The 24,117-nt window shown below is 61.6% G+C and carries 21 protein-coding genes, 1 tRNA gene and 2 rRNA genes (1 of these 24 running past the window's edge); 3 read left to right on the top strand and 21 right to left on the bottom strand.

Going from position 1 to position 24,117, the window contains the following annotated elements:
- Positions 1-57: 57 nt before the first annotated feature.
- From fre to trxA, 5 genes are all read right to left on the bottom strand, one after another.
- Positions 58-756, bottom strand: a complete 699-nt coding sequence (gene fre, locus C2U30_RS14775; RefSeq protein ID WP_010672373.1) for an NAD(P)H-flavin reductase — start codon at positions 754-756, stop codon at positions 58-60.
- A 155-nt stretch (positions 757-911) separates the two neighbouring features.
- On the bottom strand, positions 912-2,381 hold the full coding sequence (ubiD, locus tag C2U30_RS14770; protein ID WP_010672372.1) for a 4-hydroxy-3-polyprenylbenzoate decarboxylase: 1,470 nt from the start codon (positions 2,379-2,381) through the stop codon (positions 912-914).
- Between the two features lie 33 nt (positions 2,382-2,414).
- Positions 2,415-3,422 carry a hypothetical protein gene (locus C2U30_RS14765; protein ID WP_045522595.1) on the bottom strand — a complete coding sequence of 336 codons (1,008 nt, stop codon included), beginning with the start codon at positions 3,420-3,422 and terminating at the stop codon, positions 2,415-2,417.
- A 106-nt stretch (positions 3,423-3,528) separates the two neighbouring features.
- Positions 3,529-4,794: a transcription termination factor Rho gene (rho, locus tag C2U30_RS14760; RefSeq protein WP_010672370.1), complete on the bottom strand. Its 1,266-nt coding sequence runs from the start codon at positions 4,792-4,794 to the stop codon at positions 3,529-3,531.
- 207 nt (positions 4,795-5,001) lie between these two features.
- Positions 5,002-5,328 carry a thioredoxin TrxA gene (gene trxA, locus C2U30_RS14755; RefSeq protein WP_010672369.1) on the bottom strand — a complete coding sequence of 109 codons (327 nt, stop codon included), beginning with the start codon at positions 5,326-5,328 and terminating at the stop codon, positions 5,002-5,004.
- 113 nt (positions 5,329-5,441) lie between these two features.
- On the opposite strand from trxA, the gene rhlB reads away from it, so the two are divergent.
- The 3 genes from rhlB to C2U30_RS14740 are packed head-to-tail and all read left to right on the top strand — an operon-like array spanning position 5,442 to position 8,508.
- Positions 5,442-6,731, top strand: coding sequence for an ATP-dependent RNA helicase RhlB (gene rhlB, locus C2U30_RS14750; RefSeq protein WP_042879063.1), 1,290 nt, complete (start codon positions 5,442-5,444; stop codon positions 6,729-6,731).
- Between the two features lie 13 nt (positions 6,732-6,744).
- Positions 6,745-8,235 carry a guanosine-5'-triphosphate,3'-diphosphate diphosphatase gene (gene gppA / locus C2U30_RS14745; protein WP_049636360.1) on the top strand — a complete coding sequence of 497 codons (1,491 nt, stop codon included), beginning with the start codon at positions 6,745-6,747 and terminating at the stop codon, positions 8,233-8,235.
- Between the two features lie 12 nt (positions 8,236-8,247).
- Positions 8,248-8,508: a Rho-binding antiterminator gene (locus C2U30_RS14740; RefSeq protein WP_041214156.1), complete on the top strand. Its 261-nt coding sequence runs from the start codon at positions 8,248-8,250 to the stop codon at positions 8,506-8,508.
- 70 nt (positions 8,509-8,578) lie between these two features.
- Here C2U30_RS14740 and C2U30_RS14735 read toward each other — a convergent pair whose 3' ends face one another.
- From C2U30_RS14735 to C2U30_RS14660, 16 genes are all read right to left on the bottom strand, one after another.
- Positions 8,579-9,337: a class I SAM-dependent methyltransferase gene (locus C2U30_RS14735; protein WP_202605911.1), complete on the bottom strand. Its 759-nt coding sequence runs from the start codon at positions 9,335-9,337 to the stop codon at positions 8,579-8,581.
- A 51-nt stretch (positions 9,338-9,388) separates the two neighbouring features.
- Complete coding sequence (locus tag C2U30_RS14730) at positions 9,389-11,956, bottom strand: putative bifunctional diguanylate cyclase/phosphodiesterase (RefSeq protein ID WP_039041083.1); 2,568 nt, start codon at positions 11,954-11,956, stop codon at positions 9,389-9,391.
- Positions 11,957-12,190: 234 nt separating this feature from the next.
- Positions 12,191-14,233, bottom strand: a complete 2,043-nt coding sequence (gene prlC, locus C2U30_RS14725) for an oligopeptidase A (RefSeq protein WP_045522605.1) — start codon at positions 14,231-14,233, stop codon at positions 12,191-12,193.
- 221 nt (positions 14,234-14,454) lie between these two features.
- Positions 14,455-15,474: a porphobilinogen synthase gene (gene hemB / locus C2U30_RS14720; RefSeq protein WP_039041081.1), complete on the bottom strand. Its 1,020-nt coding sequence runs from the start codon at positions 15,472-15,474 to the stop codon at positions 14,455-14,457.
- 3 nt (positions 15,475-15,477) lie between these two features.
- Complete coding sequence (locus C2U30_RS14715; protein ID WP_103244005.1) at positions 15,478-16,263, bottom strand: TatD family hydrolase; 786 nt, start codon at positions 16,261-16,263, stop codon at positions 15,478-15,480.
- A 111-nt stretch (positions 16,264-16,374) separates the two neighbouring features.
- A complete protein-coding gene (gene tatC / locus C2U30_RS14710) occupies positions 16,375-17,127 on the bottom strand; it encodes a twin-arginine translocase subunit TatC (protein ID WP_010672360.1) in 753 nt (250 codons plus the stop codon).
- On the bottom strand, positions 17,124-17,582 hold the full coding sequence (gene tatB / locus C2U30_RS14705) for a Sec-independent protein translocase protein TatB (RefSeq protein WP_103244004.1): 459 nt from the start codon (positions 17,580-17,582) through the stop codon (positions 17,124-17,126). The genes tatC and tatB overlap by 4 nt, the downstream gene beginning before the upstream one ends.
- 3 nt (positions 17,583-17,585) lie before the next feature.
- Entirely contained in the window at positions 17,586-17,834 is a 249-nt protein-coding gene (gene tatA, locus C2U30_RS14700; protein ID WP_010672358.1) for a Sec-independent protein translocase subunit TatA, read from the bottom strand.
- Positions 17,835-17,873: 39 nt separating this feature from the next.
- Positions 17,874-19,514 carry a ubiquinone biosynthesis regulatory protein kinase UbiB gene (gene ubiB, locus C2U30_RS14695; protein WP_103244003.1) on the bottom strand — a complete coding sequence of 547 codons (1,641 nt, stop codon included), beginning with the start codon at positions 19,512-19,514 and terminating at the stop codon, positions 17,874-17,876.
- Complete coding sequence (locus C2U30_RS14690; protein WP_103244002.1) at positions 19,514-20,122, bottom strand: ubiquinone biosynthesis accessory factor UbiJ; 609 nt, start codon at positions 20,120-20,122, stop codon at positions 19,514-19,516. The genes ubiB and C2U30_RS14690 overlap by 1 nt, the downstream gene beginning before the upstream one ends.
- 8 nt (positions 20,123-20,130) lie before the next feature.
- Positions 20,131-20,883: a bifunctional demethylmenaquinone methyltransferase/2-methoxy-6-polyprenyl-1,4-benzoquinol methylase UbiE gene (gene ubiE, locus C2U30_RS14685; protein WP_039041078.1), complete on the bottom strand. Its 753-nt coding sequence runs from the start codon at positions 20,881-20,883 to the stop codon at positions 20,131-20,133.
- Between the two features lie 65 nt (positions 20,884-20,948).
- A complete protein-coding gene (gene crcB / locus C2U30_RS14680; RefSeq protein ID WP_041214163.1) occupies positions 20,949-21,326 on the bottom strand; it encodes a fluoride efflux transporter CrcB in 378 nt (125 codons plus the stop codon).
- Between the two features lie 87 nt (positions 21,327-21,413).
- Positions 21,414-22,679 carry a cytosine deaminase gene (locus C2U30_RS14675; protein ID WP_103244001.1) on the bottom strand — a complete coding sequence of 422 codons (1,266 nt, stop codon included), beginning with the start codon at positions 22,677-22,679 and terminating at the stop codon, positions 21,414-21,416.
- Positions 22,680-22,891: 212 nt separating this feature from the next.
- Positions 22,892-22,967, bottom strand: a tRNA-Thr gene (locus C2U30_RS14670).
- A gap of 47 nt (positions 22,968-23,014) precedes the next feature.
- Positions 23,015-23,129 (bottom strand): 5S ribosomal RNA (gene rrf / locus C2U30_RS14665).
- 123 nt (positions 23,130-23,252) lie between these two features.
- Positions 23,253-24,117 (bottom strand): 23S ribosomal RNA (locus C2U30_RS14660) (it continues 2,024 nt past the right edge of the window).

Genomic DNA, 24,117 nt, shown 5'->3' with positions numbered 1-24,117 from the left:
CCCCCCTCTCTCGCAAGACGATAAGGGGGCAGATCGACGCTCTGCTGTTGACCGTGGTCAGATAAACTCGTAGGCATCGCCGAAGATGCGCTCGGGCTCGGCGCCCAGCACCTTGAACTCTTCCCGCGCGGCACCAGCCATCTCGAAGCGGCCCGCCACATAGATGTCGTAGTCATGCAGGCTGACGAAGTCATCCATGATGGCCTTGTGCACCAGCCCGGTCCTGCCGGTCCAGTCGCTCTCGGGCTCCTGCACCACGGGAATGAAGGTCAGCGGCGCATAGTCGCGCTCCCACTGCTGCATCTGCTCCAGCTCGTAGAGCCAGTGCGCCTGGCGTACGCCCCAGTAGAGGAACACCGGACGCTTGCTGCCGCTGCCGATCAGGTATTCCAGGATGGCGCGGGCATAGGAGAAGCCGGTGCCTCCCGCCATCAGGATCAGCGGTCGGGGGGATTCGTCGCGCAGGAACGCCTTGCCGGCGGCCAACTCGACCTCGATCTCTCCCTGCTCGCGCATGCGGGCCAGCACCTGACCGGCATAGGCATTCTCGGGAGTGGCACCGATCTGCAGCTCCAGCACGCCGGAGCGGGTCGGCGAGTTGGCGATGGAGAAGGGGCGCTTGTCCGAATCGCTCATCACCACCAGCAGATACTGGCCCGGCTTGAAGCTCACCTCCTGCTGCGGCGCCAGCGCCACGTGCCAGATGGTGTCGACATATTCGCGCAGTTCCTCTACGCGGCACTTGATACGTTGCATTCTTGTCCTTGTGAGGGGCCTGCCCGGCCCGCTTCGCTCATGGTTTCACTGTTTTTATGGCGACCAGTTGGTGGTCAGGTCCGTCGAGCATACCCAATTCGGCACGGCAATACCGCACTTTTGCGTCACAATGGCCGCGCCCCATCGGGGATCCCTCAGTCGAGGATCTTCAGCTCGTCCCAGATGGCATCGATCTTCTGCTTTACCGCCTCGTCCTGGACGATGGGCTGACCCCACTCCCGGTTGCTCTCCCCCGGCCACTTGTTGGTGGCATCCAGCCCCATTTTGGAGCCGAGCCCGGAGACCGGCGAGGCGAAGTCCAGGTAGTCGATGGGGGTGTGCTCGATCAGGGTGGTGTCCCGAGCCGGGTCCATCCGGGTGGTGATGGCCCAGATCACGTCCTTCCAGTCTCGGGCGTTGATGTCGTCATCACAGACGATCACGAACTTGGTGTACATGAACTGGCGCAGGAAGGACCAGACTCCCAGCATCACCCGCTTGGCGTGGCCAGGGTAACGCTTCTTGATGGTCACCACCGCCATCCGGTAGGAGCACCCCTCCGGCGGCAGGTAGAAATCCACTATCTCGGGGAATTGCTTCTGCAACAGCGGCACGAACACCTCGTTGAGCGCCACCCCGAGCACCGCCGGCTCATCGGGCGGACGGCCGGTGTAGGTGCTGTGGTAGATGGCATCCCGGCGCATGGTCATGTGGGTGATGGTGAAGACCGGGAACTCGTCCACTTCGTTGTAGTAGCCGGTGTGATCGCCGTAAGGCCCTTCGGGGGCCATCTCCCCCGGCTCCAGATAGCCTTCCAGCACGATCTCGGCGCTGGCGGGCACCTCCAAATCGCAACTCAGCGCCTTCACCACCTCGGTACGGCTGCCCCGCAGCAGACCGGCAAAGGCGTATTCGGAGAGGCTGTCCGGCACCGGCGTCACCGCGCCCAGGATGGTCGCCGGATCGGCGCCCAGCGCCACCGCCACCGGGAAGCGTTCGCCCGGGTGGGCCTCCTGCCACTCGCGAAAATCAATGGCGCCACCCCGGTGATCCAGCCAGCGCATGATCAGCTTGTTCTTGCCGATCTTTTGCTGGCGATAGATGCCGAGGTTCTGTCGCTTCTTGTAGGGACCGCGGGTGATGGTCAGCCCCCAGGTGACCAGGGGCGCCACATCCCCGGGCCAGCAGTGCTGGATGGGGATCTGATCCAGATCCACCGCGTCCCCTTCCAGCACCACCTGCTGACAGGGGGCCGAAGAGAGCCGCTTGGTCGGCATGTTGAGCACCTGCTTGAAGATGGGCAGCTTCTCCATCAGCTCCTTGAGCCCGCGAGGCGGCTCCGGCTCTTTCAGGTAGGAGAGCCAGGTCCCCACCTGGCGCAGGGCGCTGACGTTGGGCTGGCCCATGCCCATGGCAACCCGGTCCGGCGTGCCGAACAGGTTGGTCAACACCGGCATGGTGTAGCCCTTGGGATTCTCAAACAGCAGAGCCGGGCCCCCCGCACGCAGGGTACGGTCGCTGATCTCGGTCATCTCCAGATAGGGGTCTATCTCGCGACTGATGCGCCTGAGCTGTCCGTTTTGTTCCAACTGCGCGATAAAATCACGCAAGTCCTTGTATTTCATGCAAGTACCCCAGCGGGATCAGGTGGTCCCGCATTATAGCCCTGGCGGCGTATCCGGTGTACCCGTATCGGACCTCATGACGGACGAGGCGTGTCGCCGCTCCTGAAGCGTCAGCCGGTTTGCCAATTGACCCAGGAGCCTGGGCTCGTCCATCTGCAACAACAGGCCGGCCACCAGCCCGCCATACTGGTGCTTGCCGAGTTCGGCCAGGAGGAACTGCTGGGCCCCGTCCGGCAAGGGGGAGAGGCGGCTGAGCTGGTGCAGGGCGGGGACCATCAGGCGGCTGTTCTGGCTGGCGGCGATCAGCAGATCGCTCGCCTCCTGCCCTGAATAAAAGCGGGAAATGGTGTGTAGCGCAGTCAGACTATCGTGATCCACTGGCTGACGCCACAGCTTGAGGTAGAGTGCCGTCTCCCCGGTCTGTTCGATGAAGTGCAGCAGCAACTGGTTGTCCGGCAGGAAGAGATTGAGGGCGGCAAGCCGCTGCGCCTCTCGGCGCAGCACGGATACCGGCTGCCGATCGAGCACCGCCAGCAGGGCCTGCTGCTGCTGTGTCAGCTCGGGATTGCGGCTGTAGTAGACCTGCTTGAAGTCGAAGCGATCCTGCTCCAGCAACTGGCGATAGTTGTCCTGCCAGGCCAGCTGCTGCCAGTGGCTCAGCACCAGCCGGGCCTCGGCGGGGAAGTCGTAGGCGGGTAGCTGCACCAGGAAACCGTCCACCTTCCCTTCCACCAGCCATTGTGGCGCCTTGGCCGCTTGTGCCCGCACCCAGGCCAGCAGCGCCGGGCTCGGTGCGCCCGATGACTTGAGCTCACCCAGCAACTGGAACAACAGGAACTCCCGCTGCCCCACCGACAGGGTCTCGAGCAACGAGTCCATGGCATCAAACTGCCCGAGCGCCATACGGCCGTCCAGGTACGCCCGATGCCCCTCCAGTCCCTCGTCCGCCACCAGGGGAGCCTGCAATTGCGGCGGGGAATCGGCATGCACCGGGGCCGCCAGCCACAACCAACCCATCCATATGAACAACACCAGCTTCATGACGTCCCTTTCCTTGTGACATCGAGGCTTCATACTACTAAGCCAGCCGTGAAATAGATAAACAAAAACCGCGACCTGGGCCGCGGTTTTGTCATGGAAGAGGCTGTTACTTCTGTTGACGCTTCATGGAGTCGAAGAACTCGTCGTTGGTCTTGGTCGCAGCCAGCTTGTCGATGAGGAACTCGATGCTGTCGATCTCGCCCATGGGGTGAATGATCTTGCGCAGGATCCACATCTTCTGCAGCTCGTCCGGTGCGGTCAGCAGCTCTTCCTTGCGGGTGCCGGAGCGGGTGATGTCGATGGCCGGGTAGACGCGCTTCTCGGCAATCTTGCGCGAGAGGTGCAGTTCCATGTTGCCGGTACCCTTGAACTCTTCGTAGATGACTTCATCCATCTTGGAGCCGGTATCGATCAGCGCGGTGGCGATGATGGTCAGGCTGCCGCCCTCTTCGACGTTGCGCGCCGCACCGAAGAAACGCTTCGGACGGTGCAGGGCGTTGGCATCCACACCACCGGTCAGCACCTTGCCGGAAGACGGGATGACGGTGTTGTAGGCGCGAGCCAGACGGGTGATGGAGTCCAGCAGGATCACCACGTCCTTCTTGTGCTCGACCAGACGCTTGGCCTTCTCGATCACCATTTCGGCGACCTGGACGTGACGGGAGGCCGGCTCGTCGAAGGTGGAGGCGATGACTTCGCCCTTCACCATCCGCTGCATCTCGGTCACTTCTTCCGGACGCTCGTCAATCAGCAGCACGATCAGCTCACAATCCGGGTGGTTGTAGGCGATGCTCTGGGCGATGTTCTGCAGCAGCATGGTCTTACCGGCCTTGGGCGGTGCAACGATGAGACCGCGCTGGCCCTTGCCGATCGGGGATGCCAGATCCAGTACACGGGCGGTGATGTCTTCGGTGGAACCGTTGCCACGCTCCATGCGCAGACGCTCGTTGGCGTGCAGGGGCGTGAGGTTTTCAAACAGGATCTTGTTGCGGGAGTTTTCCGGACGGTCGTAGTTGACGTCGTTGACCTTGAGCAGGGCGAAATAGCGCTCGCCCTCTTTCGGCGGCCGGATCTTGCCGGAGATGGTGTCGCCGGTACGCAGGTTGAAGCGGCGGATCTGGCTCGGGGAGACATAGATGTCATCCGGACCAGCGAGATAAGAGCCGTCTGCACTGCGCAGGAAACCGAAACCGTCGGTCAGGATTTCCAGCACACCGTCGCCAAAGATATCCTCGCCGCCCTTGGCGTGCGCCTTGAGGATTGCAAAGATAATGTCTTTCTTGTGCGCCCGAGCCAGATTTTCCAACCCCATGGATTCGCCAAGCTGGACCAGCTCGGACACAGGAGTGTTCTTAAGTTCAGTCAGATTCATAGTGGTGAAAGTCTGTAAGCAAGGATTGAAATGAGGAGACAGTCTGCTGGATTGATGCTGATCGGATTTGACTTGCCAGGCTGGTAGTTAAGCAAAGAGTCAGGCAAAAAGGTTAGCAAACGAGCGATAAACTAGCACCAATCAGGGTGAGCGTCTAGGTGATAAAACACAAGGAGCGCATTATTGCAATGCGCTCCTTCTTGATTATTACAGGTTGCCGTCCAGGAACTCTTTCAGTTGGGTCTTGGACAGGGCGCCGACCTTGGTCGCTGCCACTTCACCATTCTTGAACAGCAGCAGGGTCGGGATACCACGAATGCCGTACTTGGGCGGAGTGTCGGCGTTATGATCGATATTCAATTTCGCCACGGTCACGCGACCTTCATATTCCTGAGCAACTTCGTTCAGGATCGGGGCAATCATCTTGCACGGTCCACACCATTCGGCCCAGAAATCGACCAGAACAGGGCTGTCGGCGTTGATTACATCGGCCTCGAAGCTGGCATCGCTCAGCTGAACAATCTTGTCACTCATCTCCAACTCCAGTCAGTAATTAAGGCTTTATTGATGGTTCAACAAAGGCAATAGTTGCCCTATTTGAAATGATCCTGTTTATTATTGCAAGCCTAACCTGATAACCTACCGCCATGAGCAAAACACATCTAACGACCGAAAAATTCGCCCAAATGGGCCTCGAACCCGAAGTTCTGGCTGGTCTGGAATCAAAGGGATTTCACTATTGTACGCCCATCCAGGCACTGTCCCTGCCCCTGCTGGTTGAAGGTCATGACCTCGCCGGTCAGGCTCAGACGGGGACCGGCAAAACCCTGGCTTTCCTGGCGGCGACATTCAACTATTTGCTGACCCATCCGCTGACCAGGCCGCGCCTCGTCAACCAGCCCCGCGCCATCATCATGGCCCCGACCCGGGAGCTGGCCGTCCAGATCTATAACGATGCAGAGAGCATGTCAGCCTCCACCGGGCTCAAGCTCGGTCTCGCCTATGGTGGCGAAGGCTACGACAAGCAGCTGGCCGTGCTGGAACAGGGCGTCGACATCCTGATCGGCACCACCGGCCGCATCATCGACTACTTCAAGTCCAAGGTCATCGATCTCGGCAACATCCAGGTCGTGGTACTGGACGAAGCGGATCGCATGTTCGATCTGGGCTTCATCAAGGACATCCGTTTCCTGTTCCGCCGCATGCCCCCCGCCACCGAGCGTCTGAGCATGCTGTTCTCCGCCACCCTCTCCCTGCGGGTGCAGGAGCTAGCCTATGAACACATGAACCACCCGGAACATGTGCAGGTCGAACCGGAACAGATGACCGGCGTGCGGATCAAGGAGGAGCTCTTCTACCCCTCCAACGAAGACAAGATGTTGCTGCTGCTCTCCCTGATGGAAGAGGAGTGGCCCGAGAAAGCCATCGTCTTCGCCAACACCAAGCACGTCTGTGAAGACGTTCATGCGTGGCTGGAGAACGACGGCCACCGCGTCGGCCTGCTGACCGGCGACGTGCCGCAGAAGAAGCGGATGAAGATCCTGGAAGAGTTCACCAAGGGCACCCTGGATATCCTGGTCGCCACCGACGTGGCCGCCCGTGGTCTGCACATCCCCGACGTGACTCACGTCTTCAACTACGACCTGCCCGACGATGCCGAAGACTATGTCCACCGCATCGGTCGTACCGGCCGCGCCGGCAAAAGCGGTCACTCCATCAGCCTGGCCTGTGAAGACTATGCCTTCAACCTGCCGGCCATCGAGGAGTACATCCACCACCCCATCCCGGTCAGCAAGTATGACCGCGAGGCGCTGCTGGATGACGTCACCGCACCAAAACGGGTGTTCCGCAACCGCCAGCCGGTGAACCGCAACATGCGGGATCGCCAGGGCGGTGGCAACAGCAACAACCGTCGTCGCCCCCCCCGCAAGAACTGAGGGATCGGCCAAGTTGCACAACTCGCCTCTCTATGCCGCCATCGACCTCGGCTCCAACAGCTTTCACATGCTGGTGGTGCGCGAGGTCGCCGGTGCCCTGCGCACCGTCACCAAGGTCAAGCGCAAGGTACGCCTCGCCGCCGGCCTCGATGCCGATTTTCGCCTCAACCGTGCCGCCATGGAGCGGGGCTGGGACTGTCTGCGCCTCTTCTCCGAGCAGTTGCAGGACATCCCGTCCGACAACATCCGGGTAGTGGGCACCGCCACCCTGCGCCTGGCCACCAACGTCGACGAATTCATCAGCGAAGCGGAACGGGTGCTCAACCACAGCATCGAGATCATCTCGGGCGAGGAAGAAGCCAAGACCATCTATGAAGGTGTCTCCTGGACGTCGGCAGGGGAAGGCAACCGGCTGGTGATCGACATCGGCGGGGCCAGCACCGAGCTGGTGATCGGCGAGCAGAGCGAAGCCAAGCTGCTCAACAGCCTGCACATGGGCTGCGTCACCTGGCTCAACAACCACTTCGGTGATGGCGAGCTCTCCGAGGCGCGCTTCAACCAGGCCATTGCCGCCGCCAAGGCGGTACTGGAGAAAGTGGCTGCGGACTACCGTGTCCTCGGCTGGCGCACCTGCGTCGGCGCCTCCGGCACCGTCCAGGCGCTGCAAGAGATCATGCTGGCCCAGGGCAAGAGCGAGCGGGTCACCCTGCCCAAGTTGCAAGAGCTGATGGGTCAGGCCATCGCCTGCGGCAGACTCGATCAGTTGCAGCTCGAAGGGCTGGCGGCCGAACGGCTGACCGTGTTTCCTTCCGGTCTCGCCATCCTGATCGCCATCTTCGAGACCCTCGACATCGAGAGCATGACCCTGGCGGGCGGTGCCCTGCGTGAAGGACTCATCTACGGCCTGCTCGGCAACAATCACGACTGTGATGCCCGGGATCGCACCGCCGACAGCCTGATCAGCCGCTACCAGCTCGACAAGGAGCACGCCGAGCGGGTCCGCGACACCGCCATCGAGGCGTTCACCCAGTTGCAGCCGGCCTGGCGCCTCTCCAAGCGCTACGGCCGCCCGATCCTGCGCTACGCGGCCCTGCTGCACGAAATCGGTCTGTGCATCGAGTACAAGAAGGCGCCGCAGCACGCCGCCTACATCATCGACAACATCGACATGCCGGGCTTCACCCCCGCGCAGAAGAAGCTGCTGTCGGCCCTGCTGTTCAACCAGCGGGATGAATTCAAGCTGGAGCCGCTGGAGAAACAGGGCGCCGTCACCGGTCGCCAGGCGATCCGGCTGGCCCGCATCCTGCGCATCTCCCTCATCCTCTGCATGCGCCGGACCCAGGGCACTGTGCCCAGGTTCATGCTGCAAGCCGATGAAGATGCCCTGACCCTGACCCTGCCCAAGGGGTGGCTGGACGAGCACTACCTGCGCGCCAGCGAGCTGCGCCTCGAGGTGGAACGCCAGCAGAAGATGGGCTGGTCCACCCGGCTGCTGGAAGCCTGAGGCGCACACCCCATGGCCGATTACCAACCCGTCAGCTGTGACCTGTACGACTGGTTGGAGATCGCCGCAAGCTGGCAACTGCCCGTCACGATCACCGACCGGGATGGACGAACCTGGGCGGACAGGATCCGCACCATAGAAGCCAGCGACGGAGTGGAATATCTGCTGCTGGAGCGCGCTGAGCGCCTCAGCCTGGCAGACCTGGCAACCCTGGAACTCGTCTGGCAAGGGGAAGAAAAGCGGATCCACTTCGCCCCACCCCGCAGCCAATGAATAGCAAGAGGGCCAACCTGATCAGGTTGGCCCTCTTCGTTTGACGCTCAGACTCCCTGCCCGTCGCCACTCAACTTGCCAGCGCCGCCATCACATAGACGTCGAAGCGGTTGCTCTTGGTCTCGATGGCCATGCTGGGCTTGTGCTCGTTGAGCCAGCCCGCATAGTCGGGCCGCTTCACCACCACCCGCTTGTCAGCCATCCTGAGCGCCGCCGGCAGCAGGGCATCCGCGTCGAGATCCGCCCCCACCAGGGACTGGAACACCCGCATCTCTTTTTTCACCAGCGCCGATTTCTGCTTGTGGGGGAACATGGGATCCAGGTAGATGACCTCCGGCCGCTCGGTCAGCGCCAGCAGGGTCTCCACCGCCGGGCCTTGCAGCAGTTGCATCCGCTCGCGCACCCAGGGGCCTATCTCGGGATCCTGCGCCGCCCGGGTCAGACCGTCCTGGAGCAGGGCCGCCACCACGGGGCTGCGTTCGATCAGGGTCACCTTGCAGCCGAGGGAGGCGAGCACGAAGGCATCGCGCCCGAGCCCGGCGGTGGCATCCACCACGGTCGGCATGGCTCCCGACTTCAATCCCACCGCCTTGGCGATGGACTGGCCGCGCCCGCCACCGAACTTGCGTCTATGGGCCACCGCCCCTTCCACGAAGTCCACATAGACGGCCCCCAGCTTGGGTTCGTCCAGCTTGCGCAGCTCCAACCGCGATTCGGTCAGCACCAGGGCGAAGGGAGCGGGAAACGCCACGTCGGCAAGGCGCTGGCGCAGGGCGTCGAGCTCGCCATCGCGGGCGGGCACTTCACTGAAAACCTGAATATGGGGCATAACATGGACTCATCACGGCGCAGAAGCCGGCATGATAGCAGAAGCGGGGGGTCAGCTCACCGTGGTCAGATTCGCCAGGTTCATTCCCTGACGGTTGAGACTCAGGTACTCGGTCAGATCGTCGAAGGGCAGCGGGCGGCTGAGCAGATACCCCTGGGTGAAGGCGCACCCCTTCTGGCAGAGGAAGTTGAGCTGCTCCCGGGTCTCCACCCCTTCGATCACCACCTGCATGCCGAGGTTGTGCACGATGTTGATGATGCCGTCGAGCAGCAGGCGGTCCTGCTCGTTGAAGGGAATATGGCGCACGAAGGAGCGATCGATCTTCACCAGATCCACCGGGAAGGTACGCAGGTAGTTCAGTGCCGAGTAGCCGGTGCCGAAGTCGTCGATGGCCAGCTTGCAGCCCGCCTCGCGCAGAGCATCGATCCGCACCCTGTGCTGATCGCTGGTCTCCATCAGCAGAGATTCGGTGATCTCGATGATGATGTCCGCCGGATCCAGCTCGAAGTGGCGGATCACCCTGAGCCACTCGTTGGCCTCCGGGTCTATGGTCTGGAATTCCAGGGTGGAGCGGTTGATGGACATCTGCAGATCCGGGAAGCCGGACTGCTGCAATCTGGCCAGATCCCGGCAAGACTGCCACAGCACCAGGGCACCCAGCCCCTGGATGAGCCCCGCCTCTTCCGCCAGCGGGATGAAATCCGCCGGTGAGACCTGACCCCAGTGGGGGTGATACCAGCGCACCAGGGCCTCCAGCTTGGCGACCCGGCCGCTGCGGTTGTCCCAGATGGGCTGGTAGGCCATGGTCAGCTGGCCCAGCTTGATGGCCTCCGCCAGATCGTGCTGCATCTGGTGGCGCTGGCTCACCTCTTCCCGCATGGAGGCGTTGTAGGTGCCGAGGGGACGTCCCTGGCGCTTGGCGACGAACAGGGCCTGCTCGGCATTGCGCAAGAGCTCGTCGCTGTCGCCGCCGTCATTGGGACAGAGGGTGATCCCCAGGGTGGCAGTCACATAGAGGTGCTGGTTGGCCAGCATGAAGGGGCGGGCAAAGCCGCCGATCACCTGCTTGGCAAACACCTCGGCCTGACGGCGGTTGACGATACCGGGCACCAGGAAGGCAAACTCGTCGCCGCCGATGCGGGCCACCAGGTCCTCGGTGCGCACCCGGCTCACCAGCCGATCCGATACTTCCCGCAGCAGGGCGTCGCCCACATGGTGATCCATGCTGTTGTTGACCGCCTTGAAGTTGTTGAGGTCGAGCACCATGAGGGCGAAGCGTTCCCCCCGCTCGCAGAAGCGGGCCAGACAGCGACCGAACAGCCAGCGGTTGGGCAGGCCGGTGAGGTTGTCGTAGTTGGCCTGGGCGGCGATCTTCTGCTCCGCCAGCTTGGTCTGGGAAAGATCGCTGAAGATGGCGATGTACTGACTGATCTTGCCCCCTTCCCGCACGGCGCTGATCATCAGCTGCTGGGGATAGAGCTTGCCATTCTTGCGCTTGTTCCACACCTCCCCACGCCAGATCCCCACCCGCTCCAGGGCGTGGTACATGTCCGCATAGAAGGTCTGATCGTGTAGTCCAGACTTGAGCATGCTGGGCCGCTGGCCACACGCCTCCTCCTCGCTGTAACCGGTGATCTTCTCGAAGGCCGGATTGACCGAGATGATGCGACTGTCGGCATCGCACACCAGAATGGCTTCGGAGAGGTTGTCATAGACCCGGTGGGAGAGCTTGAGCTGCTCCGCATGGCGCCTGATGGGATCGATGTTCTCCAGCACCACCATGAGATAGTCGGGGTGCATCTGCTCGTTGCGGATGAGGGTCACCGTCACCCGTCCCCACAGGACGGTCCCATCCCGATGGAGATAACGCTTCTCCTGGGTAAACGCGGGACGCTCTCCCCGCTTGAGGGCGTCGTAGAGCGCAATACTGGTCTGCCAGTCGTCCGGATGGTTGATTTCGGCGACGGTGAGCTGTTGCAGCTCCTCCTGGCTGTAGCCGAGCATCTTCTCGATGGCCGGGTTCGCCCAGAGGATCTTGCCGCCCAGATCCACCTTGCCGATGCCCACGGGCGCATGGGACATCATGGTGTCCAGGAAGTGGTGATGTTCCGGTTGCGCCGGCTGCTCCTGGCTCTGGCGCTGCTGATACATCAGCGCCAGTTCACGACCGGCGAGCGGGGCCAGCAGACGCAGCAGGCCCACTATCTTCTCCATTCTCGGCATGGCCCGCTTGAACATGACGCTGCACAGGCCGATGGTCTCTCCCTCGGCGTTCTTGAGCGCGACGCCGGCATAGGCTCTCACCTCGCAGCGCTCCAGCACGGCGGCGTGGGGGAACAGCTGGCGGGTGCGATCACTGAACCAGGCTTCACCCTGTTGCATGGCGATCTCCCCCGGAGTGTCGGCGAGGGGGAAGCTGTAGGCGTTGATGTCGAGGGAGGCGGGATAGGCGGCATGCACGGTAAAGAACAGACCCGCCTGATCCTTGCCGGACACCAGGACGAAGTCAGCCCCCACCGCGTTGGCGATTTCACTCACAAAGGCATCAAAATATCCCTGACCACTCGAATGAGACAGGCTGGAGATGATTTGATAGACAGACTCGAGTGCTCGCCTCATGGCAAGGTTCTTTCTCTCCCTGGAAGGTAGAACCCGACTCTACTGAAGAGGCGGGGACAGTGCAAACATGCACTCCGCAAGATATTAAAAAGGCTTGGAAAAAGGGACCAAAAGGTCCCTTTTTCTATCAAAAATCACGTTTCGATCCCACTATGCCGCAAATGTGTACCTGCTTGAAGCTCCCGCAGTGGCGCGGCAGCTCATCCAATCGAGGCTCACTGTGGCGGCGGGACCTCACGCGGCGATACCGCTGTGACGCAGCAGCGCATCCACCTGGGGCTCCCGGCCACGGAAGGCACGGAACAGCTCCATCGGCTCCCTGGAGCCGCCCTTTTCCAGAATGTTCTTCAGGAAGGAGTGGCCCGTGGCCGGGTTGAAGATCCCCTCCTCCTCGAAGCGGGAGAAGGCGTCGGCAGAGAGTACCTCGGCCCACTTGTAGCTGTAGTAGCCCGCCGCGTAGCCGCCCGCGAAGATGTGGGAGAAGCTGTGCTGGAAGCGGTTGAACGCCGGGGGCGTCATCACGGCGACCTGGCTGCGCACCTCATCCAGCAGCGCAGGGATCTGATCCGCTCTGGTCGGGTCAAAGGTCTGGTGCAGACGGAAGTCGAACAGGGCGAACTCCAGCTGGCGCAGCATCTGCATCGCCGCCTGGAAGTTGCGGGCGGTCAGCATCTTCTCCAGCAGATCGGCGGGCAGCGGCTCCCCGGTCTCGTAATGGCCGGAGATGAAGGCCAGCGCCTCGGATTCCCAGCACCAGTTCTCGAGGAACTGGCTCGGCAGCTCCACCGCATCCCAGGCCACGCCGTTGATGCCAGCCACGCCAGCCACATCGATGCGGGTCAGCATGTGGTGAATGCCGTGGCCGAACTCGTGGAACAGGGTGACCACTTCGTTGTGGGTAAACAGGGCCGGCTTGCCGTCCACCGGGCCGTTGAAGTTGCAGGTCAGGTAGGCCACCGGCTTTTGCAGGGAGCCGTCCTGACGGTAGCGGCGACCCAGGCAGACATCCATCCAGGCGCCGCCCTGCTTGTGCTCGCGGGCGTAGAGATCCAGGTAGAAGCTGCCGCGCAGCTCGTCATCGGCGTCAAAGATGTCGTAGAAGCGCACGTCCGGGTGCCAGGTGTCGATGCCGAGACGCTCGCGCACCTTCATGCCGAACACCCGCTTGACCACCTCGAACAGCCCCTTCACGACCCGACCAGCGGGGAAATAAGGACGCAACTGCTCATCAGAGACCGAAAACTTGTGCTGTTTGAGCTTTTCTGCGTAATAGGCAAGATCCCAGGCCGCCAGTTCGTCCTGACCGTGCTGCTCGGCGGCAAAGGCGCGGATCTCTTCGAGCTCCGCCTTGCCTTGGGGCAGGGACTTGGCAGCCAGGTCGGTGAGGAAGTCCACCACCTGCTCCGGCTTGTCCGCCATCTTGGTCGCGAGGGAGAGCTCGGCATAGTTGGCAAAGCCCAGCAGTCGGGCCAGCTCCCGGCGCAGGGTGAGCAACTCGGTCATGATGGCGGAGTTGTCCCACTTGCCGGCGTTGGGGCCCTGGTCGGAGGCGCGGGTGGTGAAGGCCTCATACAGCTCGGCACGCAGGGCGCGGCTGTCGGCATACATCATCACCGGCAGGTAGGAGGGGATGTCCAGGGTGAACAGCCACCCCTCCTTGCCCTTGAGTTCGGCCATCTGGCGCGCGGCAGCCTGGGCGCTCGCGGGCAGACCGGCCAGCTCGGCCTCGTCGGTCACCAGCTTGTGCCAGCCCTGGGTCGCGTCCAGCACGTTGTTGCTGAAACGGGAGGCGAGCTCCGAGAGGCGGGCCTGGATCTCGCCGTAACGCTGCTGCGCCTCGGCAGGCAGACCGATGCCGGAGAGGCGGAAATCGCGCAGGGTGTTCAGGATCTCCTTGCGCTGGGCATCATCCAGCCGGGGGAAGTCATCGCTCTCGGAGAGGGCCAGATAGGCTTGATAGAGCCCTTCATGCTGACCGACATAGGTCTGGAATTCGGAAAGCAGCGGCAGGCAGGCATCGTGAGCCGCCCGCAGCGCCTCGCTGTTCTGCACGGCGTTGAGGTGGCTGATGGGGGACCAGATCCGGGAGAGGCGGTCGTTGACCTCTTCCAGCGGGGCGATCAGGCTGTCCCAGGTGTGAGGCTCCTTCTGGGCCAGCACGTCCTCAATCTTCTGTTTGCAATCGGCGATGGCCTGCGTCACGGCAGGTTGCACCTGATCGGGCTGGATCTGGCTGAAGGGAGGCAGCGAGTCCATTGTCAGCAAAGGGTTAGTCATCTGCGGTACCTCTAAATGCTCTGCAGCCCCTGCCGTCCAGAAGCCTGCTTGGACCATCTAAGATGTAGGCAGAAACCCCATTTATCAAGCCTTTGCCGCCAAGAGACGGGCTTGTTGCCCACTTTTTCAGGCATTTTGTTCATAAAACCAGCACTTCATCTGCCAGAGACGACAATGCCGGCCCGAGGGCCGGCATTGTGAGGGCATGGACACTCCCCGCCTCAGCGTCGGGCGTCCTCTTTCAACCACTGGGCGACCCGCTTGGCGAAGTAGGTGAGGATGCCATCGGCCCCGGCCCGCTTGAAGCAGAGCAGGGATTCCATCACGCACTCTTTCTCCTTGAGCCAGCCATTCTGGATCGCCGCCATGTGCATGGCGTACTCGCCGCTCACCTGATAGGCGAAGGTCGGCACGCCGAACTGATCCTTCACCCGGCGGATGATGTCCAGGTAGGGCATGCCCGGCTTGACCATCACGCTGTCCGCCCCTTCGGCTATGTCGAGGGCCACCTCGTGCAGGGCTTCGTTGCCGTTGGCCGGGTCCATCTGGTAGGTGGCCTTGTTGCTCTTGCCGAGGTTGGCGGCGGAGCCCACCGCATCGCGGAACGGGCCGTAGTAGTGGGAGGCGTACTTGGCGGAGTAGGCCATGATCTGCACGTTGACGAAGCCATTCTCCTCCAGCGCCGCGCGGATGGCACCGATGCGGCCGTCCATCATGTCGGACGGTGCCACCATGTCGGCCCCGGCGGCGGCATGGGAGAGCGCCTGCTTCACCAGGATCTCGGTGGTGATGTCGTTCTGCACATAGCCTTCGTCATCGATGATGCCGTCCTGGCCATGGGTGGTGAAGGGGTCGAGCGCCACATCGGTGATGACCCCGAGCTCCGGGAAGCGAGCCTTGAGGGCACGGGTCGCCCGCTGGGCCAGGGCATCCGGGTTGTAGGCCTCTTCCGCCATCAGACTCTTTCTCTCCAGCGGCGTCACCGGGAACAGGGCCACCGCCGGCACACCCAGGGCCACCAGTTCGGCGGCCTCTTCGAGCAGCAGATCGATGGAGAGCCTGTCCACCCCCGGCATGGAGGCAACGGCCTCTCGCTGACCCTCCCCCTCCAGCACGAACACGGGATAGATGAGATCGTCGACGGTCAGTACGTTCTCCCGCACCAGGCGGCGGCTGAAGTCATGTTTGCGCACCCGGCGCAGGCGACGGCCCGGGAAGGCCCCCGGAAGAGTTGTGGCCATGAATCACTCCAAAAGCGGAAGTTGGAAGAATGCGGCGGAGGTGGCCCGGGTATGGGCCAGCAAGGCCTCGGGCGCTTCACCACGGCAGGCCGCCACCACCTGGGCGATGTGCGGCAAAAAAGCGGGTTCGTTGCGTTTGGGCCTGGGTTTCAGATCCCGCGGCACTAGGTAGGGGGCGTCCGTCTCTATCATCAGGCGACCCGCCGGAATGCGGGCCACCTGCTCGCGCAGCAGCTGGCCACGGCGCTCGTCACAGAGCCAGCCGGTCACCCCGATATTCAGCCCCAGCGCCAGGCACTCGTCCAGCTCGGCGTCGGAGCCGGTGAAGCAGTGCAGCACGGCCCCCGGCAGGCGGGGCAACCAGGGGCGCAGGATCTCAACGAATTTGTCATGGGCATCGCGGCAGTGCAGAAACACCGGCATCCCGAGCTCGGCGGCGAGCGCCAGCTGGGCGTCAAACACCGCATCCTGCACCGGGCGGGGGGAGAAGTCCCGGTTGTAGTCGAGACCGCACTCGCCGATAGCCACCACCTGGGGCAGGGCCGCCAGTTCGCGCAAGGCAGGCAGGGTCGCCTCATCGACGCTTTTGGCATCGTGGGGATGCACCCCGGCGGTGGAGAAGCAGTAACCGGGCCAGCGGGCGGCCAATGCGGCGCTTTCGCGGCTGCCGGCCAGATCGGTGCCCGTCAGGATCAGGGCTTCCACCCCGGCGGCGCGCGCGCGTTCCACCAGGTCGGCCTGTTCGCCTGCGAACTGGCTGCTGGTCAGGTTCAAACCGATGTCGATCATGGAGTCAGGGGTTCCGGACAAACGAGGTGCATATCAGGCATTTGAAAACCATCTACTCGATGGGGCCTTACCATACGCCTCGAACGGATGCATGAAAAGAGGAAGGGAGCCTCAGCTCCCCTCTTCCGTTTGTTGCTGCTCTTCGTCCTCTTTCTTCACGTAGAAGCGGGCGAAGAACAGACCTATCTCCCACAGGCCCCACATGGGGATCGCGAGCAGGGTCTGGGAGAAGACATCGGGCGGCGTCAGAAGCATGCCGACCACGAAGACCCCGACGATGACGTAGGGGCGCTTCTCCTTCAGGCTCCTGGGGGTGGTCACCCCGGTCCAGCAGAGCAGTATGGTGGCCACCGGGATCTCGAACGCCACCCCGAACGCGAAGAACAGGGTCAGCACGAAGTCCAGGTAGCTGGCGATGTCGGTCGCCACCGTCACCCCGGCGGGGGCGGTACTGGTGAAGAAGCCGAACACCAGGGGGAACACCACGTAGTAGGCGAACGCCATCCCCGCATAGAACAGCACGGCGCTGGAGGCCACCAGGGGCAGGATCAGCCGCCGTTCGTGCTGGTACAGACCGGGTGCGATGAAAGCCCAGGCCTGATAGAGCAGATAGGGGATCGCCACGAAGAAGGAGACCACCAGGGTCAGCTTGATGGGCGTGATGAAGGGCGTCGCCACATCCGTCGCTATCATGCTGGTGCCTGCCGGCAACTGGCTGAGCAGCGGCTGGGCCACGAAGTCGTAGATGTTGTTGGAGAAGTAGATGAGCGCGATGAACACCAGCAGGATGGCGGAGATCGCGCGCAGCAGACGGGTTCTCAGCTCCACCAGATGGCTGATGAGGGGTTGTTCTGCCTGACTCATGGCTTCACCTCCCCTGTGGCTGCGGACTCGCTGGCAGGCACAGGCTCGCTCTCTCGCTGGCTGTTGACCGGCGGAACCTCTGGGGTCGCGGGTACCGAGGCCGCCACCGGAGTGGCTGGCTCAGCCTGGGCGGGCTCCCGAGGCGGGCGGATCTCGTTCTCCCCCTGATAGGGACGATTCACCGACTGGGCGGCCGCTTTCAACTGCTCGATGGACTCCTGCAGCTCGGGGCTCAGGTTGTTCATCTGCAACCGTTCGGCCTTCTTCAGGTCGTTGTGCAGATCCTGCAACTTGAGCTCCTGCTCCAGCTCGGCCTTGACCGAGTTGGCGGTGCTGCGGATCAGCCTTATCCAGTGGCTGGCGGTGCGGATCGCGACCGGCAACCGCTCGGGACCCAGCACCACCAGGGCGACGACGCCGATGACGACCAGTTCCCAAAAACCGATGTCGAACATGGCTTAGGCCTGATCTTTGTCTTTCTGCTTGGCGGCTTCGGCGTTGCTGGCCGTCTCGTTCAACTGCTTGGTCGGGAACTCGGCATCTTTCTGCTCGGGTTTGGTGTCGGCCGGCTCATCGGAGAGCGCCTTCTTGAACCCCTTGACCGCCGCGCCCAGATCGCCGCCGATACCGCGCAATTTCTTGGTGCCGAACAACAGCACGACGATGACTGCGATGATCAACAACTGCCAAATACTGATACCACCCATGACTTTCTCTCCGGATAGGCGCCCGATGGCGCAGGTTATTTAATGGGAACGAGTTCGCAACCAACCCAGCAGCCAGCATAACCCGGCGCCGGCGAGGCTGATTTGTCCCCACTCAATGTGTTGTTTCTGGGTCAGCAAGAATACACCCGCGAGCAGCAGGCTGGCTCCAACCCCTAAGAGGTAGCGGGCCTGCCCCTGACGGCGACTGTGGCGACGGAAATCGGCAAACATCTGGTCGAAGTGGTGCTGCTGATGGCGGGCCTGACGCAGGGTCTCATAGACCAGCTCCGGCAGCTCCGGCAGTTTCTCCGCCCAGAACGGCGCCTTCTCCTTGATGGCATTCCACACCGCCTTGGGGCCGACCTGCTCGTGCATCCAGTTTTCCAGATAGGGCTTGGCGGTCTGCCACAAATCCAGCTGCGGGTAGAGCTGGCGACCCAGCCCTTCCACATAGAGCAGGGTCTTTTGCAGCAGCACCAGCTGCGGCTGCACCTGCATGTTGAAGCGACGGGCGGTGTTGAACAGATTGAGCAGCACGTAGCCGAAGGAGATCTCGGAGAGCGGTTTCTCGAAGATGGGCTCCAGCACGGTGCGGATGGCGAACTCGAACTCGTCCACCTTGGTATCGGGCGGTACCCAGCCTGACTCCACGTGCAGCTCGGCCACACGGCGGTAGTCGCGGTTGAAGAAGGCGAGGAAGTTCTCCGCCAGGTAGCGCTTGTCTTCCCGGTTGAGGGTGCCGACGATGCCGCAGTCGATGCCGATCCAGAGCGGATTCTCGGGGTGTTCGAAAGAGACGAAGATGTTGCCCGGGTGCATGTCGGCGTGGAAGAAGCTGTCGCGGAACACCTGGGTGAAGAACACCTCCACTCCGCGCTCGGCCAGCAGCTTCATGTTGGTGCCGTTGGCTTCCAGCGCGGCAATGTCGGAGACCGGAATGCCGTAGATGCGCTCCATCACCAGCACCTGCTCACGGCAATGGTCCGTGAACACCTCGGGCACGTAGAGCGCCTCGGAGCCGGTGAAGTTGCGGCGCAGCTGGATGGCGTTGGCCGCTTCGCGCATCAGGTTGAGCTCGTCGAGTATGGTCTTGCGATACTCCTCCACCACCTCGACGGGGCGCAGTCGGCCGCTCTGGGGCACGAAACGGGCCACCAGACGGGCCAGGGCCTGCATCAGGCGCAGGTCGGCCTCGATGACCGGCTCGATATCGGGACGGATCACCTTGATGACGATCTCGCGGCCGTTCTCCTTCAACCGGGCGGTGTGCACCTGGGCGATGGAGGCGGATGCCAGCGGCGTCTCGTCGAACTCATCGAACAGAGTCTCGACGGGGCAACCCAGGCTCTCTTCTATCTGGCGACGGGCGGCCTGACCACAGAAGGGAGGCACCCTGTCCTGCAGCAGGGCCAGCTCTTCGGCAATGTCAGGGGGCAGCAGGTCTCGGCGGGTCGAGAGCATCTGGCCGAACTTGATGAAGATGGGACCCAGGGCCTCGAAGGCGAGGCGAATGCGGGCGCCACGGCTCATGCCCTGTTGCTTGTTCTTGAGCCAGAACAGACTGCGACGGGCCAGACGGCCAGGCCAGGGCTGATAACGGGCGGGCACCAGCTCGTCGATGCCCTGTTCCAGCAGGATGCTGACGATGCGATAGAGGCGTTTGAACTCCTTCGGGGTCATCAGCTCACCTGCTGTTCGAGGCGGGCAAGCCGCAACTCGATCGCCTTCATCTGTTGGGCCAGCTCTTCGACATCGTCATTGAAGCTCGCCACTTCCAGCGGACCCGGGGCAAGCCTCGCCTCCTCGGTCAGATACTCAGCCACTTGACGCTGGGAACGGCACAACTCTCGCCCCACAAAACGGCGAGCCTGACGGGCACCACTGCACAGGGTGTGGGCCACCACATCGCCGGTGTAGCGGGACAGCTCCTCTTCCCAGTCGATATCGAGCTCGCCAAGCAGGGCGCTGAATGCCTGCACCAGCTGGGGGTCACCGCTCAGGTCCAGCTTCTCCTCGCGGATGTAGCGGGTCAGGGCGGAAGGCTCCTTGAGCAGGCCGAGGGCGGTCAGGGAGAGGCTCAGCACCGCATCCACCTCCCCTTCAAACCTGGCCAGCACATCCAGACGGCGCTCCGAGAAGACAAACCAGAGCGGCTTGAGCTCGCGCAGCTCCAGTTTGAGTACCTTGCCCGTCAGCTTGCGCAACCGCTCCGGGCTCTGTTTGTCCAGGGCCAGCAACTGGTTGAGGCTGGTTTCGATCACCGCGGTGACCATGGCATCCATCGGCATAGGCGACCTTAAAACTTGTAACCGCGGTGCAGGGCAACCACGCCCTGGGTCAGGTTGTAAAACTCGACCTGTTCGAAACCGACATTCTCCATCATGCCTGCCAGGGTCTGCTGATCCGGGTGCATGCGGATCGATTCCGCCAGGTATTTGTAACTTTCGCTGTCGTTTGCGACGATTTCGCCCATTTTCGGCAGCAATTTGAAGGAGTAGAGATCATAAAGCTTGGCGATCACTTCGCTCACCGGCTTGGAGAACTCCAGCACCAGCAGGCGGCCACCCGGCTTGAGCACCCGGAACATGGAGGCAAGCGCCTTGTCCTTGTCGGTGACGTTGCGCAGGCCGAAGCCGATGGTGATGACGTCGAAATGGTTGTCAGGGAACGGGAGCGCCTCGGCATTGGCCTGTACGTAGGAGACGTTGTTGGCCACCCCCAGGTTGCGCAGCTTGTCGCGGCCCACCTTGAGCATGGAGTCGTTGATGTCCGCCAGGACCACCTGGCCGGTCTCACCCACGATGCGGGAGAACTTGGCGGTCAAATCCCCTGTGCCGCCAGCCAGATCCAGCACCTTCTGTCCTTTGCGGACACCGGAGCAGTCGATGGTAAAGCGCTTCCAGAGGCGATGGATGCCGAACGACATCAGATCGTTCATCAGATCGTACTTGGCCGCTACCGAATGAAAGACACCGGCGACCAGGGTTTCCTTCTCGGTCGCTGCCACGGTTTTATAGCCAAAATGCGTAGTAGTAGTCTGTTCCGACATCCCTCAAATACCCATAGAGCAAAGAATGGCCGCCAGTTTACCAGAGCCGATGGCGTGCGGACACCTCAAACCCGGCTTGCGACCAACTGCATCCCCAGCACGACCATGGCCAGACAGAGGAACAGATTGAGACCGATATTGAGCAGCGCTTTCAGATAAGCCCCTTGCTGGGCCAGCACGACCGTATCGAGGGCAAAGGAGGAGAAGGTGGTCAGGGCACCGAGGACACCCACCATCAGCAATGGCTTCATCGGGTGTTCCACCACGTGACCATGGCTGATCAGGGCATAGGCAATCCCCATGATGAAGGAACCCACCACGTTGACCACCAGGGTGCCATAGGGAAAGTGGCGTCCCAGCAGCCATGCCATCAGCTCGGCGATGCCAAAGCGCAGGCAGGCACCGAAGGCGCCCCCGACAGCGACAAATAACCAGGTTTGCATCAAGCAGTCTCCAAGATTGTCAGGTTGGCATTATGCAAAATCTCGACAGCAGGGGACAGCCAGGCAATTAATCGACCCGGCAAGACCCTAGCGGCGAAAGTCTACCCGTTCTGGATTCACAAGATGGAGGGTCGTCTCGGCCGGGCGAGTATCAGCGATGACTCTGCCATGACGGATGGAATAACATACCGGCACCTGGCGGCGCACCGCATCGAAACCATTCTCTGCAGGAAGGATCAGCAGGTTGGCGGGCTTGCCCACCTCGATGCCGTAGCGATCCTGCACGTTCAGGGTGCGGGCACTGTGACAGCTGATCAGCTTGAGACTGTCGTTGATCTGTTCGTAGCCCATGATCTGGCAGACATGCAGCCCCATATGCAGCACCTGCAACATGTTGGCCGTGCCCATGGGATACCAGGGATCGAACACGTCGTCGTGGCCGAAGCAGACGTTGATGTTCGCCTCCAGCATCTCCTTCACCCGGGTGATGCCACGACGCTTGGGATAGGTATCGAAGCGCCCCTGCAGGTGAATGTTCACCAGCGGATTGGCGACGAAGTTGATGTCCGCCATCCTGAGCAGCCTGAATAGCCGCGACGCATAGGCTCCGTTGTAGGAGTGCATGGCGGTGGTGTGGCTGGCGGTTACCCTATGGCCAATACCGCGCTCGTAGGCCAGGGTTGCCAGTGTCTCGATAAAACGGGACTGTTCGTCATCGATTTCGTCGCAATGCACATCCACCAGAACCTGATATTTCTCCGCAAGATCGAAGACGTAGTGCAGACTCTCGACCCCGTACTCCCGGGTAAACTCGAAATGGGGGATGGCACCGATCACGTCGGCCCCCAGCTTGAGAGCCTCTTCCAGCAATGCCTTGCCGTTGGGGTAGGAGAGGATCCCCTCCTGTGGGAAGGCCACTATCTGCAGCTCCACCCACTCCTTCATCTCCTCCCGCACCTCCAGCATCGCCTTCAGGGCGACCAGATTGGGGTCGGAAACATCCACGTGAGTCCGCACGAACTGGATGCCGTTGGCAATCTGCCATTTCAGTGTCTGGATGGCGCGTTGTTTCACATCCTCATGGGTCAGCAGCGCCTTGCGCTCGGCCCAACGCTCGATCCCCTCGAACAGGGTGCCGGAGAGGTTCCAGCTCGGTTCACCGGCCGTCTGGGTGGTATCGAGGTGAATGTGCGGTTCGATAAAGGGGGGGATGACAAGGCCTTGCTCACCATCAAGCTCATGGGCTGCGAGCAGAGGGGTGCTCATGGGCTCGATGGCCCGGATCACGCCTCCCTGACAGAGGATTTGCCACATCCCTTCCCTGCCCGCCAGACGCACATTCCTAATCAGCATGTTCTTCCCCTTCGAAAGCGTAGTTGTCTTTGCCAATCCACAACTTAGCCCGGATCCCTTTAATAGAGAAGCTCCGCCCGGAAAGCATACGGGATAGAAAGGGAAGATATGTCAGCAACAAGAAGGTGCGACATTGCAGAACTGCAATTTGCGATGGATGGCTGAAAGGCAGATACAAAAAAGCCTCCCGATTGGGAGGCTTTCTTATTTAATGGTGCTGATACCCAGAATCGAACTGGGGACCTCATCCTTACCAAGGATGCGCTCTACCGACTGAGCCATATCAGCACACTAACCGGTAAAGACCACGCTCAATGCGTAATCTAAAATTGGGTGCCTGGCAGTGTCCTACTCTCGCATGGCGAATGCCACACTACCATCGGCGCTACAGCGTTTCACTTCTGAGTTCGGCATGGGGTCAGGTGGTTCCACTGCGCTATTGCCGCCAGGCAAAATCTTCAATCTTAGAAAGCTGACGTGAATAACGACTTTGCTAGTTGCTGGTCATTATCACTGAATTTGTAAGTAGTTCATGCACTTGCTACAAGGCCAGAAACACTTCTTGGGTGTTGTATGGTTAAGCCTCACGGGTAATTAGTATGGGTTAGCTCAACGTATCGCTACGCTTACACACCCCACCTATCAACGTTGTGGTCTCCAACGGCCCTTTAGGACCCTCAAGGGGTCAGGGATGACTCATCTCAGGGCTCGCTTCCCGCTTAGATGCTTTCAGCGGTTATCGATTCCGAACTTAGCTACCGGGCAGTGCCACTGGCGTGACAACCCGAACACCAGAGGTTCGTTCACTCCGGTCCTCTCGTACTAGGAGCAACTCCCTTCAATCATCCAACGCCCACGGCAGATAGGGACCGAACTGTCTCACGACGTTCTGAACCCAGCTCGCGTACCACTTTAAATGGCGAACAGCCATACCCTTGGGACCGACTTCAGCCCCAGGATGTGATGAGCCGACATCGAGGTGCCAAACACCGCCGTCGATATGAACTCTTGGGCGGTATCAGCCTGTTATCCCCGGAGTACCTTTTATCCGTTGAGCGATGGCCCTTCCATTCAGAACCACCGGATCACTATGACCTACTTTCGTACCTGCTCGACCTGTCCGTCTCGCAGTTAAGCTGGCTTATGCCATTGCACTAACCTCCTGATGTCCGACCAGGATTAGCCAACCTTCGTGCTCCTCCGTTACTCTTTGGGAGGAGACCGCCCCAGTCAAACTACCCACCAGGCACTGTCCGCGAGCCCGATTCAGGGCCCTGCGTTAGAACATCAAACATACAAGGGTGGTATTTCAAGGACGGCTCCAGCGCAACTGGCGTCACGCCTTCAAAGCCTCCCACCTATCCTACACATGTAGGTTCAATGTTCAGTGCCAAGCTGTAGTAAAGGTTCACGGGGTCTTTCCGTCTAGCCGCGGGTA

Source organism: Aeromonas sp. ASNIH5, assembly GCF_002902865.1.
Classification (GTDB): domain Bacteria; phylum Pseudomonadota; class Gammaproteobacteria; order Enterobacterales; family Aeromonadaceae; genus Aeromonas; species Aeromonas caviae.
This window is presented reverse-complemented; position numbering and strand designations above follow the sequence as displayed.